Raw genomic sequence first — 14,956 nt, 5'->3', positions numbered from 1 at the left:
CCGGCCATGGCGCGCCAGGAGGGCATGGCCGTGATCAGTGCGTTGCTGATCGCTGCGGTAGTGGCGGTGATTGCCGCCGGCATGATCGAGCGTCAGGGCTTGCTGACCCGTCAGGTGGAGAATCGCCAGCTGGCATTGCAAGGCCAATGGGCCCTGGAAGGCGGCTTGCAGCTTAGCCGCCAGGTGCTGTTCGAACAGCGCCTGCGCGATCCGCTGGTGCGCGGCGGCCAGCCCTGGTCACGCCCGATGCGCGATGTGCCGTCCGCCAGCGTGCGTTTCGACGGGCAACTGGAGGACGAGCAGGGCAAGTTCAACCTGCGCAACCTGGTGGTCGATGGCCAGGTAGACGCCGAGGCGTTGGCGACTTTCCAGCGTCTGTGCGCGCTGATAGGGGTCAATGAGCGACTGGCCACGGCCATTGCCGGGCAGGTGATCGATAGCTACCCACAGCGTCCGCTGGCCACTCCCGCCAATGCCGGCTTGGGCCTGGCCAGCGGCCGTGCGACTTCACCGGCCAGCGCCGACGAAGCGTTGCCGGCCAGGCGCCCGATGTTGCGCAGCGTCGAGGCCCTGGCCGGGCTCAAGGGCATGGATGGCGAAGCCCTGGCGCGCCTGCGCCGGTTCGTCACGGTGCTGCCGGCGCTGACCTGGGTCAACGGCAACACCGCCAGTGCCGAAGTGCTTGCCGCTCAGGTGCCGGGCCTGTCGTTGCAGCAGGCCGCGGCGTTGGTGGCTGAACGTGACGGCGGGCGCTGGTTCATCAATCGCGGCGATTTCGTCAATCGCCTGCGCATGCCATCCCTGGCCATGGCCAACGTCCGGGTGGGGATCAACAGCGACTGGTTCCGCCTGCATGGCCTGGCGCGCCTGGGCAGTCGCGAGCTTCCCCTGCAGGCGCTGCTGCGCCAGCGCGAGGGGCAGTTGCCGGATGTCATCTGGCGCCGGGTGGGCGCATGAGCACGGTCATGGAGGTATGGCTGGCACCGCTGGCCGAACTGGACGAGGCGTCGGTGCTGGAGTATCGCCTGGCTGATCGGCACGGGCAGGCGAGCCGTGGACAGTTGCTTCGGCAGGCCAAGGGCGCGCCCTGGCGTCTGCACCTGCACGAGCAGGATAGCCTGGCCCTGGAGATCGCCATGCCACCCCTGGCCGGCAAGCGCCTTACGTCGGCCGTGTGCTGCGCGGTGCAGGGGCTGGTGCTGGGTGATGCCGGGCAGGTCCATGTCGCGCATGGGCCGCGTCGGGCCGATGGGCAGGTCGCGGTGGCCTGGCTCGGGTTGACGGAACTGGCGAGGCTGCAGGCGTGGTTGCAGGTCGATGGCATCAGGTCGGCTGGATTGTACGCCCGACAGGACGATGCCCTGTCGGCGGCGGATCTGTGCGGCGGGCTGGCCGGGCCGACGAAGCCGATGGCCTGGGGGCGCACGTTGGGCATCTGGGCGGCGGCAACGTTGGTCTGGTGCCTGGGCCTTAATCTTTACGCCGCGCACCTGATTCGAGAGGGCGAAGCATTGCGTACCCGCATGGTCACACAGGTGCGCACGGCCTTCCCGCAGTTGCCGGTGGTGCTCAACCCGTTGCAGCAGGCGCGCCAGCAACTGCAGGGCGGGCAGGGTAGCGCGGCGGCGGGGCTGACGGCATTGCTGGAGGGTGCCGGGCAGGTCATGCCGTTCCTGGCCGGTAATGTCGAGGCCATGGATTACCAGGATGGCCAGCTGCGTATTACCCCCTTGCCCGACGGCGGCAAGGTCCCGGCGGACAGCGCCTGGCAGGCTGATCTTGCCGCCCGTGGCATCGACGGCCAGGCCAGCGGGCAGGGCTGGACACTGCGAGCGGCCAATTCGTCTGGCGAGGAGCTGGCCCATGTCGATTAAGGCGCGCCTGGCTACCCTGCGTGCGCAGGGGCGGCAACGCTGGCAGGCCCTGGCCGCGCGGGAGCGCCGCGCCGTCGCCCTGGGCGGCGGTCTGCTCGGCGTGCTGTTCTGCTGGCAGGTGCTGGTCCAGCCGGCCCTGGCCCGGATCGACCACTGGCAAGCCGAGACACCCAAGCTGCGCGGCCAGGCCCAGGCGCTCGACGCACTGCTCGGCGAGCGACTGGCGCAGCGCCCAGCAGACATCGCCCTGGCATTGCGGCAAAGCCTGGAGCAGGCAGGCCTGCAAGAACACTCACAACTCGATGCCGAGGGCGATGCCTGGCGCCTGAGCTGGCACCGGGCCCCGGCCGAAGCGGCGATGGCCTGGCTGCAGAGCGTGCCGCCACGGCTCGGCCTGGACACCGGCCAACTGGCGCTGCGCCGCGATCCGGCTGCCGAGCCGGGCAGCCCGGTGACCTTCTCCGGAACTCTTCGCATGGATCAGGCGCATGGCGCTAAGGACCCTTCATGATGTCCCTCCGTTCACCGCGACTGCCGTTCGCGCCCTTGCTCCTGGCCCTGGCGCTCAGCGCCTGCGCCAGCGCACCAAGCGTGCAACGCCCCTTGGCCAGCAGCGAGCTGGGCCGCCCGCTGGCCGAGGCCGGCGCCTCGTCGGCCGGGCTGGATCATCGTGCGCAGCCCGAGGCGCAGACCCGCCCGGCAACGCGTCAGCCTGGCCCTCGGGTCGGTCAGCGCCACAGCCGCGCCGTGGCGACGCCGCCCCAGGCCAATCCACTGGGTGACCAGCCGGTACAGCTGAACTTCGTCGACGCCGATATTCAGGCGGTGGTACGCGGCCTGTCCCGTGCCACGGGGCGTCAGTTCCTGGTCGATCCGCGGGTCAAGGGCCAGCTGACCCTGGTCTCCGAGGGCGAGGTGCCCGCCAGCAAAGCCTATGGCATGCTGTTGTCGGCCCTGCGCATGCAGGGTTTCAGCGTGGTCGACGTCGGCGGTGTGGCCCAGGTGGTACCGCAGGCCGATGCCAAGCTGCTCGGCGGCGCACTGGTGACGGGGAACCGCGACGCCGGCAACGGCATGGTCACCCGCACCTTCCGCCTGCAATACGAGAACGCCGTCAACCTGATCCCGGTGCTGCGCCCGATCGTCTCGCCGGACAACCCGATCAATGCCTACCCCGGCAACAACACCCTGGTCGTCACTGACTACGCCGAGAACCTCGAGCGGGTGGCGCAGATCCTCGACCGGGTCGACATTCCCACGGCCATCGACACCGATGTGGTGGCGATCAACAATGGGATCGCCAGCGACATCGCCGGCATGGTCAATGAACTGCTCGACAGCCAGGGCAGCGACCCGACCCAGAAGATCAGCGTGCTGGGCGACCCGCGTTCGAACAGCGTGGTGATCCGCTCCGGCAGCCCCGAGCGCACTCAGCTGGCCCGCGACCTGATCTACAAGCTCGACAACGCCCAGAACAGCGCCGGCAACCTGCATGTGGTGTACCTGCGCAATGCCCAGGCCGACAAGCTGGCGCAGAGCCTGCGCGGGCTGCTGACCGGCGAGAGTGACACTGCCGGCAACGACACCACGCGTGCGCTGCTCAGTGGAGGCGGCATGCTCACTGGCGGCAGTAGCAACGGCGCCAACGGCAATGGCAGCAGCACGCAAGGCAACAGCGCCAACAACAACGCCAGCAGCAGCCGTGGCAGCAGCCAGGGCGCCGGCACGACACCGAACGGCTATGGCAGCACCACCCAGCAGAACGACCAGGGCACCGCGTTCTCCGCCGGTGGCGCGACCATCCAGGCCGACAAGACCACCAACACCTTGCTGATTTCCGCGCCCGAGCCGCTGTACCGCAGCCTGCGCGAAGTCATCGACCAGCTCGACCAGCGCCGCGCCCAGGTGGTGGTGGAAAGCCTGATCGTCGAAGTCGGTGAAGACGACGCCAACGAGTTCGGCATCCAGTGGCAGGCCGGTAACCTCGGCAAGAATGGCGTGTTTGGCGGCGCCAACCTCGGCGGCAGCGGCTTGGTCAAGGGACCCAGCAGCATCGACGTGCTGCCGAAGGGGCTGTCAGTGGGGGTGGTCGATGGCACGGTGAAAATCCCGGGCATCGGCGAGGTGCTCGACCTCAAGGTGCTGGCCCGTGCGCTGACGAGCAAGGGCGGCAGCAACGTGCTGTCGACACCCAACCTGCTGACCCTGGACAACGAGGCGGCGAGCATCTTCGTCGGCCAGACCATCCCCTTCGTCAGCGGCCAGTACGTCACCGACGGCGGCGGCAACAGCAACAACCCGTTCCAGACCATCCAGCGCGAGGAGGTGGGGCTGCGACTGAACGTGCGTCCGCAGATCTCCGAGGGCGGCACGGTCAAGCTGGACGTCTACCAGGAGGTCAGCAGCGTCGACCAGCGCGCCTCCAGCGCCGCCGGCACGGTGACCAACAAGCGCGCCATCGACACCAGCATCCTGCTCGACGATGGCCAGATCATGGTCCTGGGCGGCCTGCTGCAGGACGGCTACACCCAGACCAACGAGGGCATTCCGTGGCTGTCCGGGCTGCCGGGGGTCGGTGCGTTGTTTCGCAGCGAGCGCCGCGCCAGCAACAAGACCAACCTGATGGTGTTCCTGCGCCCTTACATCGTGCGCGATGCGGCGGTCGGGCGCAGCATCACCCTGAACCGCTACGACTTCATCCGCCGCGCCCAGGGCAGCCTCAAGCCCGAGCATTCCTGGGCCTTGCCGGACATGGACATGCCGCTGTTGCCGCCAGTGGAGCAGGGCGTGCCCGACCAGGGCCGCGCCCAGCCGGCGGCGCTGCGCGCACCACGGGCCGCGATCCGCGCGGTGCCGGTGGACGAGGTGGCGCGTTGAGCCGCTTGCCATACGCCTGGGCCAAGGCCCAACGCCTGGTGCTGCAGGTGGATGGCGAGGCCGGTGCGGTGCTGTCGCGCTGCCCGTCGAGCCCGGCCTGGGCAGTGGCCGAAGTGCGCAGGCGCCATGGCCAGGTGCTGGTCGAGGCGCTCGACGATGCGCAGATGGACGCGCTGCTGGTCAGTGCCTACGCCGACACCGGAAGCGCGGCGGCGGTGGTGGGCGCGGCGGAGAACGAGGTGGACCTGGATCGCCTGCTGCAGGACATCCCGGAAGTCACCGACCTGCTCGAGGCCCAGGACGACGCGCCGGTGATCCGCATGATCAACGCCTTGCTCACCCAGGCCGCGCGCGACCAGGCCAGCGACATCCATATCGAGCCGTTCGAGAGCCATTGCCTGGTGCGCTACCGGGTCGACGGCACCCTGCGCGACGTGGTTTCGCCGCGCAAGGCGCTGCACGGCGCGCTGGTGTCGCGGATCAAGATCATGGCGCAGCTGGACATCGCCGAAAAGCGCTTGCCCCAGGACGGCCGCATCGCCCTGCGCGTGGCCGGGCGACCCATCGATATCCGCGTCTCCACCGTGCCCACCGGTCATGGCGAGCGGGTGGTGATGCGCCTGCTCGACAAGCAGGCCGGACGCCTGCGCCTGGAAGCACTGGGCATGGACGCAGGCCTGCTGGCGCGGCTCGACCAGCTCATCCGCCAGCCCCATGGCATCGTGCTGGTCACCGGCCCCACCGGCTCGGGCAAGACCACCAGCCTGTACGCCGCGCTGGCGCGGCTGGACGCCAGCGTCAGCAACATCCTCACCGTGGAGGATCCGGTGGAATATGACTTGCCGGGCATCAGCCAGATCCAGGTCAACGCGCGTATAGACATGAGCTTCGCCGTGGCCCTGCGCGCCATCCTGCGCCAGGACCCGGACGTGATCATGATCGGCGAGATCCGCGACCTGGAGACCGCGCAGATCGCCGTGCAGGCCTCGCTGACCGGGCACCTGGTGCTGGCCACCCTGCACACCAACGACGCGGTGTCGGCGGTCAACCGCCTGGTCGACATGGGGGTCGAGCCGTTCCTGCTGGCCTCGGCGCTGCTCGGGGTACTGGCCCAGCGCCTGGTGCGCCGATTGTGCCCGCACTGTCGCGAGCCCGACCCGGCCACGCCCGGGCAGTACCGTGCGGTGGGCTGTGCGCACTGCAACCATTGCGGCTATAGCGGTCGTACCGGCATCCACGAGCTGTTCTGCGTGGACGACGAGGTGCGCAGCCTGGTGCATCAGGGCGCGGACGAACAGGTCCTGCGCGCCGCCGCCCGGCGCAACGGCATGCGCAGCATGCGCGAGGACGGCCAGCGCTGGGTCGACAGTGGCAGCACCTGCCTGGAAGAGATCCTGCGTGTGACACGGGACGCCTGATGAATCGCTATCGCTATGAAGCCGCCGATGCCCAGGGCCGCGTAGTCAAGGGCCTGCTCGAAGCCGACAGCCCGGCGGCGGCGATGGCCCAGCTGCGTGCCCTGGGCCTGACCACCCTGGAGGTCGAGGCCCAGGCCGCGGCCGGGCAGGGCAATGGTCTGTTCGGCGCGAAGCTGTCCGACGGCGACCTGGCCTGGGCCACGCGTCAGCTGGCCAGCCTGCTGGCCGCCGGCCTGCCGTTGGAAGCGGCGCTGGGTGCGACCCTGGAGCAGGCCGAACGCAAGCATGTGGCGCAGTTGCTGGGCGCGGTGCGTGGCGATGTACGCAGCGGCATGCGCCTGGCCGATGCCCTGGCCGAGCGGCCGCGGGACTTCCCCGAGATCTACCGGGCGTTGGTGGCGGCGGGCGAGGAGTCCGGCGACCTGGCCCAGGTGATGGAGCGCCTGGCCGACTACATCGAGGACCGCAACACCCTGCGCGGCAAGATCCTCACCGCGTTCATCTACCCCGGGGTGGTGGGGCTGGTGTCGGTGGGTATCGTCATTTTCCTGCTCAGCTACGTGGTGCCACAGGTGGTCAGTGCCTTCACCCAGGCGCGCCAGGACCTGCCCGGGTTGACCCTGGCCATGCTGGCGGCCAGTGACTTCGTGCGCGAATGGGGTGTGCTGTGCTTCGCCCTGTTGGCCGGGGTGTTCTGGGGCTGGCGGGTCTACCTGCGCGCGCCGGCGGCGCGCCTGGCCTGGCATGGGCGGATCCTGCGCCTGCCATTGTTCGGACGCTTCGTGCTGGGCCTGAACACGGCGCGTTTCGCCTCCACGCTGGCGATCCTCGGCAGCGCCGGGGTGCCGCTGTTGCGGGCTTTGGAGGCGGCGCGCCAGACCCTGGGCAACGACCGCCTCGACCAGTGCGTCAACGAGGCCACGGCGCGGGTGCGCGAGGGCGCCGGGCTGGCTTCGGCGCTGGCGGTGGAGAAGGTCTTTCCGCCGCTGCTCATCCACCTGATCGCCAGCGGCGAGAAGACCGGCAACCTGCCGCCGATGCTCGACCGCGCCGCCGACAGCCTGGCCAAGGACATCGAACGCCGCGCCATGGGCATGACCGCGCTGTTGGAGCCGTTGATGATCGTGGTCATGGGCGCGGTGGTACTGCTGATCGTCATGGCCGTGCTGATGCCGATCATCGAGATCAACCAGCTGGTGCAATGACCTGTTGCGCCACCTCCCACACCTGCTGGCGGAACCAGCCACGCAAGGGATCGGCGTGGGTGCGCGCGTGCCAGATCTGCATCACCTCGACGTGCGGCAGCACCAGGGGCAGGGCATGCAGGCGCAGGCCTGGGTCGCGCTCGACTGCCTCCATGGCCAGCGAGCGCAGGCAGGTCAGCAGCAGGTCGGTGCCACGCACCAGGCGTGTGGGGGCGATGAAGCTGGACAGCCCGGCTACCACCCGACGTTGCTGGCCGAGGGCCCGCAGGGCCTGGTCGACCCGGCCGTCGAGATCGCCGGTCAAGGTCGTCAACAGGTGGTCGCAGGCCACGAATGCCTCCAGGGTCAGGCCGTCGACCAACCTCGGGTTGTCGGCGGCGGCCAGCACCACGAAGTCCTCGCTGAGCAGCCGCTGCTGGTGGAAGGTGTCCGGCAGGTCGCTGTAGAAGCCGGCGATGGCCAGGTCGCAGGTGCCTTTCTCCAATGCCTCGCGGGGCAGGTCGCCCCGGGTGTTGTGGGTGATCAGGGTCAGGTTCGGCGCTTGGTCACGAAGAATCGGCAGCAGCCCGGGCAGCAAGGTCTGCTCCAGGTAGTCGGTGCTGTACAGGTGTAACTGGACCGGGCGTTCGAGGAAGTGCTCGCCGTCGCAGCGGCTGAAGAAGTCCTGCAGGTGCCCGATCAACTGTTGCACCTCGGGTGCCAGTTCGTGGGCCCTGGGGGTGGGCGTGAGGCCGCGTGGCGCGCGCACGAACAGCGGGTCGCCAAACTGGTGGCGCAGCTTGTTGAGCTTGTGGCTCAGGGCCGGCTGGCTGAGCGCCAGGCGTTGCGCGGCACGGGAGGCGCTGCGCTCTTCGTAGAGCACCTGGAACAGGTGCAGCAGGTTGAGATCCTTGTTGCCGATATTCATTTATTGGATCGCAGAAATAAGTTCTTTCGAATTATCGAATCATAGCGCGATGGTTAGGATGGGCCCAACCTGTTGAGGGAGTCGCCCATGACCATCGCCATTTTCGCCATCATCCAGCCCCTTTCCGAATACCGTGACGCTACCGAGCAGGCCCTGCGCCGGATGGTCGAGCATTCCCGTGCCGAGCCAGGCAACCTGCGCTACGACTTGTTCGTGCGCGAGGGCGGGACGCTGGCGTTCGATCTGTTCGAGCTGTACGTCGACGAGGCTGCCGTCGAGGCCCATCGCCAAAGCACCCATTACCAGGCCTACCGCGCCGCCACCGCCGATTGGCTGGCCGCACCGACCCAGGTGCAGCTTGCCCGTCCGTTGGACATCGCGCCATTCAACTGAATCAGGAATCGACCATGAACAAGATTGCTCCCGTTGCGCTGGCGCTGGCCGGCGCCTTGCTGAGCGGCCACGCCGCCGCTGCCGCGAAGGGCGAAGTGCTGGTGCTGCTGTCCAGCGAGAACCAGTTGCCGCTCAAGGACGGCAAGCCGTATCCCACCGGTTATTATCTCAACGAGTTCGGCGTGCCCGCCGACCGCTTGCTCAAGGCCGGCTACAAGCTGGTGCTGGTGACGCCCAGGGGCAATGCGCCGAGTGTCGACGAACGCTCGATCGACCCGATGTACTTCGGCGGCGATGCCGGCGAGATGCAGCGAATCCGCCAGGTGGTCGAAAGCCTGCCGGACATTCGCGACACGCTGTCGTTGAAGGAGGTGCTGGCGGGCGATCTGGATCGTTACGCCGGGATCTTCATCCCAGGTGGCCATGCGCCGCTGATCGACCTGGCCAACAACCCGGACGTCGGCACCTTGCTGCGTCATTTCCACCAGGCCGGCAAGCCCACGGCCGCCATCTGCCACGGCCCGATCACGCTGCTGTCGGCGCAGCAGGATCCGGTCGCCTATCGCGCCGCATTGGCCCGTGGCGAAACCCCGGCAGCCGGAGATTGGAGCTACCAGGGTTATCGCATGACCATCTTTTCCGACCCGGAGGAGCAGGTGTTCGAAGGTTCGCTCAAGGACCAGCGCCTGCAGTTCTATCCGGCCAAGGCCATGGCCGGCGCGGGAGGTGACATGAGTTATGCCGAGGCCTGGCAGCCCCATGTGGTGGTTGATCGTGAGTTGATCACCGGGCAGAACCCGTTCTCCGACAAGGCGTTGGCCGATGCGCTGCTGGAGCGGTTGGAGGCTGCAGGGCAATAGCGATTCAGGTGCTTGGCGAAACAGGTATAGCGCCTATGAGATCGAGCGCCGCCCGCGCGGCGCATCGCGACGCAAGGCCGCCCACAGGCGTGGCGCGTGGCTTGAGGGCTGCACGGTCGCTGTGGGAGCGGGCTTGCCCGCGAACACCGGCATAGCCGGTGCCAGGTACCGCGTCTCCTGCTTCGCGGGTAAACCCGCTCCCACAGGGATCGCGCCAGATTCTAAAAATTGAGCAAGACAGTTGCTCCCACATTTGTTGCAACGTGCCGAGCCTGTCAGGCCATGGTTGCCCGCCTTGGTGCATGTCTTGAGACAGGCGAGGCGGCAGTAGTGCCCACGCTGAAACCGTGCTGGACCAACAAGGCGGACAAGGTAATGGCACAGGATTGACTGGCCCGAAACAGATGTGGGAGCGGCCTTGCGTCGCGATGCGCCGCGCGGGCGGCGCTCGATCTCATAGGCGCTGCAAGGGTTACGGCAGGCACCTGGCGGCCCAAACGCGATCAATAGCTTCGCGACACCAGGGCTCACATTTCTCAGGTGTTTGAGAGCCTGCGTGGCTTGCGCGGCCTGCCAGCATAGGCTGAGCTTTCGACATTTTTGAAGGCATCAATGACTTCATCTGTAAGGAAACTGCCGTACTGCTTCGATGCTAGAAGTCGGGACAACTTCTCGACGGCAATAGCCTCGAAGTAGGCGACGTCTGAATTGACCTCATGCTGATCTTTTATCTCTTCGTCCATGCGCTGCCCTCGAATGCAGGAAAACTGAGGTAGCGTGAAGTTAACTCGAGTTGCTCTCGGACTGGGCCTTGAGAGTTGAAGGAAGTTTCCTTGGCTTGTGTGGCCAGTATCTGGCCAAGCGATTTTGGAGGTCGGACGCCCCTGGGTGCGCGACCTCCTGGCAAGAGGGATCAGACCCTGGCCGGTTTCTTCCAGGCACCCAACGCCAGCACCAGCGCACCCGCCATGATGCCGATGTCGGCAAGGTTGAACACGCCGGTATGCAGCGGCCCAAGGTTGAGCACGAGGTAGTCGACCACATGCCCGTCGCGCAGCACCCGGTCGATCAGGTTGGCCAGTCCGCCCATGGCGATGAAGTAGGCTGCGCCGGCCTTCACCGGGGTCGCCTGCCAGTGCCTGAGCGCCCAGGTCACGGCCCAGCAGCAGGCCACGCCTACCGCGGCGACGAAGATCAGTTGCTTGAGGCCCGGCGACAGACTGGCGCCGAGGCTGAGGAACGCGCCCGGGTTCAGGCTCAGGGCCAGGTCGAGCCAGGCGATCTGGTTGCCGAATACATAGCTGTGGTTGTTCAGGGCGACCAGGGCGATCAGTTTCACCCACTGGTCGAGCAGGATGAAGGCGACGCCGAGGATCAGGACGAGGGTACGGCTGGAGGGCATGCAGGCAATTCCTTCGCTGCGCGGGCGCGGCCGTCCGGTATTGGCGGGGCTGCCGACAGCGCGGCGAAGATAGCGCAGGCGGGTCTAGACTTAAAGTCCGGGTCGGTTGCAGACGCGGCCCGATCATCCATCCGACCACCGCCTCCCGGACCGGACGTCGCCGACGGTGGCCTTCTGGCAAGAGGAGGGCAGGTCATGGACGAGGCACGGCTTCAGGAATTCATGGGCAAGCTGGTGGGCGACATGGGCGCGGCGGCGACGCTGGCCAATGTCATTCTAGGGGATGAACTCGGGCTGTACCGGGCCATGGCCGACAGCCTGCCGGTCACCCCCGAGGCGCTGGCCGAACGCACCGGTTGCCAGCCAAGGCTGGTGCGCGAATGGCTCAATGGCCAGGCCGCGGCGGGTTACCTGGTGCATCACGACGGGCAGTTCACCCTGCCGCAGGAGCAGGCCATGACACTGGCCCTGGAGGACTCCCCGGTCTACATGGCCGGTGGTGCCTCGGTGCTGGCGGCGCTGTTCCATGACAAGGACAAGCTGGTCGCGGCCATGCGCGGCGACGGCGCGCTCGCCTGGGGCGATCATCATCCATGCATGTTCAGCGGTACCGAGCGCTTCTTCAGGCCGGGCTATCGGACCTTCCTGGTGGCCGACTGGCTACCGGCACTGGAAGGGGTGGTGGCCAAGCTGCAGGCTGGCGCCCAGGTGGCCGATGTCGGTTGTGGCCACGGTGCCTCGACCATCGTCATGGCCGAGGCATTCCCGGTCTCGCGCTTTATCGGCTACGACTACCATGCACCGTCGGTGCAAACTGCCAGCGAGCGGGCCCGCGATGCGGGGGTGGGCGACCGGGTCAGCTTCCAGCAGGCCTCGGCCAAGGACTACCCCGGCCGCGACCTGGACCTGGTGTGCTTCTTCGATTGCCTGCATGACATGGGCGATCCGGTGGGGGCGGCGCGGCATGCCTATCGGGCGCTCAAGGACGACGGCACGGTGATGTTGGTCGAGCCGTTCGCCGAGGATACGCTGGATGCCAATATCAACCCGGTCGGCAGGCTGTTCTATGCGGCGTCCACCTTCATCTGCACGCCCAACTCGCTGTCCCAGGAAGTGGGACTGGGGCTGGGGGCCCAGGCGGGCGAGGCGCGCCTGCGGGCGGTGTTCGAAGAGGCTGGGTTCCGCCAGTTCCGCAGGGCGACGCAGACACCGTTCAACTTGATTCTGGAGGCCAGGAAGTAGAGATTCGTCGGTACTGTTCTCGGTGCGGGGCAAGCCCGACTACCAAGGGATGTTTGAGCAAATACGGCTAGGCGGGCCCAGGGGCGGATCGGCGAACCTGTGGCCTGCCGTGATTCCAGGAGCAACCGAGCTTGTCCGTCAATGCCCATTACAAGACCCGCTTCGACACTGTGCTCGCCTACATCCAGGACAACCTGGAGGGCGATCTGTCGGTGGAGGCCCTGAGTGTGGTGGCGCACTTTTCGGTGTTCCATTTCCATCGTCAGTTCAGCGCTTACGTGGGCGTGCCGGTGGCCCGCTATGTGCAACTGATGCGTTTGCGTCGTGCGGCGCATCGGCTGGTCGGCCAGCCCGGGCACTCGGTGCTGGAGGCCGCGCTGGAGGCGGGCTTTGAAAGCCCGGAAGCCTTCAGCCGGGCGTTCCGGCGGGCATTCGGGCACGCGCCCAGCGCGTTCCGCCGCCGGCCCGACTGGCAGGTATGGAACACGGTGTTTGCCATCCCTCATTTTTCCAGGAGCATCACCATGCAGGTACGAATCGTCGATTTCGCCGCCGTGCGCCTTGCGGCGCTGGAGCATCGCGGGCCGGCCAGCCAGGTCAGCGAGACCGTGCGCCGCTTCATCGACTGGCGCATGAGCAGCGGGCAATCGCCTGTGGCCAGCAGCCGCAGTTTCGGCATCCCGTTCAACAACCCGGATACCACGGCACCGGAGGACTTCCGCTTCGCCATCTGCGGGGAAATCCACGAGGCGGTGGCGCCCAACGCCCAGGGCGTGCTGGAGTCGGGCCTGCCCGGTGGGCGTTGCGCCGTGGTGCGGCATGTCGGCTCGCCGGATCATATCGGCGAGACGATCTACCCGATCTACCGCGATTGGCTACCGGCCAGTGGCGAAGAGCTGCGCGATCATCCGCTGTTTTTCCATTATCTGAGCATCTACCCGCAGACGCCGCTTGAGCAGTGGCAGACGGACATCTACGTGCCGTTGCGCTGAGCGCAGACAAGCCCGCCCCTGCAGTCCCTGCGGGGGCGGGCTTGTCTGTGCCGCGGCGTCTCGGTCAGTCGTGGATCTTCGCCGGGTCGGTTTGCAACTGCCACAGCCCGGCATGGGCCGCCAGCTGTGCGTCGAGGTCGTACGGGCTACCGTTGCGCCGGGCCTTCTCATCGGTCTTGAACAGATCGTCGAGCAGGTTCAGCAGGTTGCGCGAGCGGCTCACCGATTCGGGCGTGCTGACATCCGACTCGAGCTTGCCACCCTCGTAGGTGAGCACGCGCTTGGTGCTGGTGGCCTCCTGGGTGGCCTTGGCTTCCTTGAGCACGTTGTCGACGAACGCCAGTTCGGTGGTGCTGCTCGCCGTTTCGCTGAGCGTGTGGTAGCGATAGTTCTTCTCGTCGAACGGATCCGCTTCGATCAGCTTGGCCGCGGACGACAGGCTCGAATGCCAGGCGGCGTCCAGCTTGGCCTCCTGGCGTTGCTGACGGGCGATGGTGGTGCCCTGGCCACTGGTCGAGGTCGATTGCGACACCTGGTAGGCGAAGCGGTCTTCCTCGTCCAGGCGCCGCGCATTCAGGCGGCTGGACGGTTGCACGATCGAGGCCTTGAAGTCGGCCAGGCCGCTGAGCAGCGCGCGGCTGTAGGTGTTCACCGCGTCGTTGTGGCCCGCCGGGCGCGGGCTGTTGTCGTCGATGCTGTTCAGTTGGCTGAAGGCATCCTTGAGCAGCGAGGTCAGTTGTGCATCGCCCTTGCCGCGTTTCTGCGCATCGTCGAACTGGGTCAGGTAGTTGTCCAGGGCGGCCTGGCGCTGGGCCTTGCCGCCCAGCAGCGCACCACCCTGGCTATCGAGGTCCAGCTGCACCTGGCCGCTCGGGCCATCGAGTTTCAGGCTGCGGGTGGAGCCGTCCAGGCGCAGGTCGAAGGTCTGTTGCCCACCGCTGGGCAAATCCAGCTTGGCGTTCATCTGCAGGCCGCTGAACAGGCTCGGGTCGAGCTTGACCAGCGCGCCGAGCTGCAGGCTCGGCGGTTGCCGGGTCAGGCCATTGATCGCCGACTGGAAACCGTCGGCCAGGGCGGCCAGGCCCTTGAGCTCGTTGGCGTTCAGCTCGCCGCCCTGGACTTCGGCGTCGACCGCCAGGCCCCGTTCACCGTTGTACAAGCCCAGTTTTACCGTGGCGCCGGAGGCAGTGGTGAGGCTGAGGGTGACGGTATTGCTGGCGAACTCGCGCAGGCGTGCCTGCTGCAGGCTCAGCGCGGTGGTGTCGGTCTCGTTGAGCTGCAAGGCTGATTGGGAGACGCGCTGGCCGCCGTTGGCCGCCAGTTGTTCCACCAGGGCACTGCCCAGGCCCTGGAAGCGGGCGGCGGTGGTGGACGACTTGACCGCGCTGAACATGTACATGCTCAGCTTGTCCAGTCCGTCCTGTTCCCAGGTGTAGCTGGGCTGCGCGCTGTCCAGCGTGCCTCGCGAGGTGTAGGTCTCGCTGTCGGGAATGCGGGTGTCCTGCCCCAGGCTGACCTGGGTGCCAGGGGCGCTGGCGACGCTCGCGGGTTGGCGAACGATCAGGTTCTGCGCGGGAGCAGGTGGCGTTTGGATCGGCGTCAGTCGCAGTGCCGAAGTGATCGGGCTCATCGTCGCTGTCCTTGCGGAGTGAAAAGGATATGCCCTGATATCGGCATGCCATCAGAAAACCTGAGCGAGCGTTCGGATTTTTCCCCGGCCTATCCGGACGGGTCGTCTTGCAGGCGCAGAAATGAATCGGCCCGCCAGAAGGCGGGCCGAGCGTAC

Annotated in this window: 14 protein-coding genes; 10 read left to right on the top strand and 4 right to left on the bottom strand. The window is 67.2% G+C overall.

What is annotated here, in order from left to right:
* Positions 1-24: 24 nt before the first annotated feature.
* Genes gspK through gspF form a run of 6 tightly spaced genes read left to right on the top strand, consistent with a single transcriptional unit; the run spans position 25 to position 7,374 of the window.
* A complete protein-coding gene (gene gspK, locus NMG10_RS08205; protein ID WP_254464148.1) occupies positions 25-957 on the top strand; it encodes a type II secretion system minor pseudopilin GspK in 933 nt (310 codons plus the stop codon).
* On the top strand, positions 954-1,874 hold the full coding sequence (gene gspL / locus NMG10_RS08200; RefSeq protein ID WP_254464147.1) for a type II secretion system protein GspL: 921 nt from the start codon (positions 954-956) through the stop codon (positions 1,872-1,874). Before gspK ends, gspL begins: the two co-directional genes overlap by 4 nt.
* Entirely contained in the window at positions 1,864-2,385 is a 522-nt protein-coding gene (gspM, locus tag NMG10_RS08195) for a type II secretion system protein GspM (protein ID WP_203652336.1), read from the top strand. Before gspL ends, gspM begins: the two co-directional genes overlap by 11 nt.
* Positions 2,382-4,751: a type II secretion system secretin GspD gene (gspD, locus tag NMG10_RS08190; protein ID WP_254464146.1), complete on the top strand. Its 2,370-nt coding sequence runs from the start codon at positions 2,382-2,384 to the stop codon at positions 4,749-4,751. Before gspM ends, gspD begins: the two co-directional genes overlap by 4 nt.
* Positions 4,748-6,169 carry a type II secretion system ATPase GspE gene (gene gspE, locus NMG10_RS08185; protein WP_254464145.1) on the top strand — a complete coding sequence of 474 codons (1,422 nt, stop codon included), beginning with the start codon at positions 4,748-4,750 and terminating at the stop codon, positions 6,167-6,169. Before gspD ends, gspE begins: the two co-directional genes overlap by 4 nt.
* Positions 6,169-7,374: a type II secretion system inner membrane protein GspF gene (gene gspF / locus NMG10_RS08180; protein ID WP_203652338.1), complete on the top strand. Its 1,206-nt coding sequence runs from the start codon at positions 6,169-6,171 to the stop codon at positions 7,372-7,374. Before gspE ends, gspF begins: the two co-directional genes overlap by 1 nt.
* Here gspF and NMG10_RS08175 read toward each other — a convergent pair.
* A complete protein-coding gene (locus NMG10_RS08175; RefSeq protein ID WP_203652339.1) occupies positions 7,355-8,281 on the bottom strand; it encodes a LysR family transcriptional regulator in 927 nt (308 codons plus the stop codon). The genes gspF and NMG10_RS08175 overlap by 20 nt on opposite strands.
* A gap of 87 nt (positions 8,282-8,368) precedes the next feature.
* On the opposite strand from NMG10_RS08175, the gene NMG10_RS08170 reads away from it, so the two are divergent.
* The gene (locus NMG10_RS08170) at positions 8,369-8,674 is read left to right on the top strand and encodes a putative quinol monooxygenase (RefSeq protein WP_254464144.1); all 306 of its coding nucleotides are present in this window, start codon (positions 8,369-8,371) and stop codon (positions 8,672-8,674) included.
* Positions 8,675-8,688: 14 nt separating this feature from the next.
* The gene (locus tag NMG10_RS08165; RefSeq protein WP_254464143.1) at positions 8,689-9,534 is read left to right on the top strand and encodes a type 1 glutamine amidotransferase domain-containing protein; all 846 of its coding nucleotides are present in this window, start codon (positions 8,689-8,691) and stop codon (positions 9,532-9,534) included.
* Between the two features lie 536 nt (positions 9,535-10,070).
* Here NMG10_RS08165 and NMG10_RS08160 read toward each other — a convergent pair.
* Both NMG10_RS08160 and NMG10_RS08155 read right to left on the bottom strand, forming a co-directional pair.
* Positions 10,071-10,277, bottom strand: a complete 207-nt coding sequence (locus NMG10_RS08160; protein ID WP_203652342.1) for a hypothetical protein — start codon at positions 10,275-10,277, stop codon at positions 10,071-10,073.
* Positions 10,278-10,447: 170 nt separating this feature from the next.
* Positions 10,448-10,936: a signal peptidase II gene (locus NMG10_RS08155; RefSeq protein ID WP_234562902.1), complete on the bottom strand. Its 489-nt coding sequence runs from the start codon at positions 10,934-10,936 to the stop codon at positions 10,448-10,450.
* A gap of 195 nt (positions 10,937-11,131) precedes the next feature.
* On the opposite strand from NMG10_RS08155, the gene NMG10_RS08150 reads away from it, so the two are divergent.
* Both NMG10_RS08150 and NMG10_RS08145 read left to right on the top strand, forming a co-directional pair.
* Positions 11,132-12,178 carry a class I SAM-dependent methyltransferase gene (locus NMG10_RS08150; protein ID WP_232855562.1) on the top strand — a complete coding sequence of 349 codons (1,047 nt, stop codon included), beginning with the start codon at positions 11,132-11,134 and terminating at the stop codon, positions 12,176-12,178.
* A gap of 131 nt (positions 12,179-12,309) precedes the next feature.
* Positions 12,310-13,170: a GyrI-like domain-containing protein gene (locus NMG10_RS08145; protein WP_203652345.1), complete on the top strand. Its 861-nt coding sequence runs from the start codon at positions 12,310-12,312 to the stop codon at positions 13,168-13,170.
* 64 nt (positions 13,171-13,234) lie between these two features.
* Here NMG10_RS08145 and NMG10_RS08140 read toward each other — a convergent pair whose 3' ends face one another.
* Positions 13,235-14,800 carry a hypothetical protein gene (locus tag NMG10_RS08140; protein ID WP_254464142.1) on the bottom strand — a complete coding sequence of 522 codons (1,566 nt, stop codon included), beginning with the start codon at positions 14,798-14,800 and terminating at the stop codon, positions 13,235-13,237.
* Between the last annotated feature and the right edge of the window lie 156 nt (positions 14,801-14,956).

Source organism: Pseudomonas sp. DVZ6, assembly GCF_024259445.1.
In the GTDB taxonomy this organism is placed as follows: Bacteria; Pseudomonadota; Gammaproteobacteria; order Pseudomonadales; family Pseudomonadaceae; genus Aquipseudomonas; species Aquipseudomonas peradeniyensis.
Note: the sequence above shows the minus strand (reverse complement) of the source record. Positions and strands in the feature narration are given on the sequence as shown.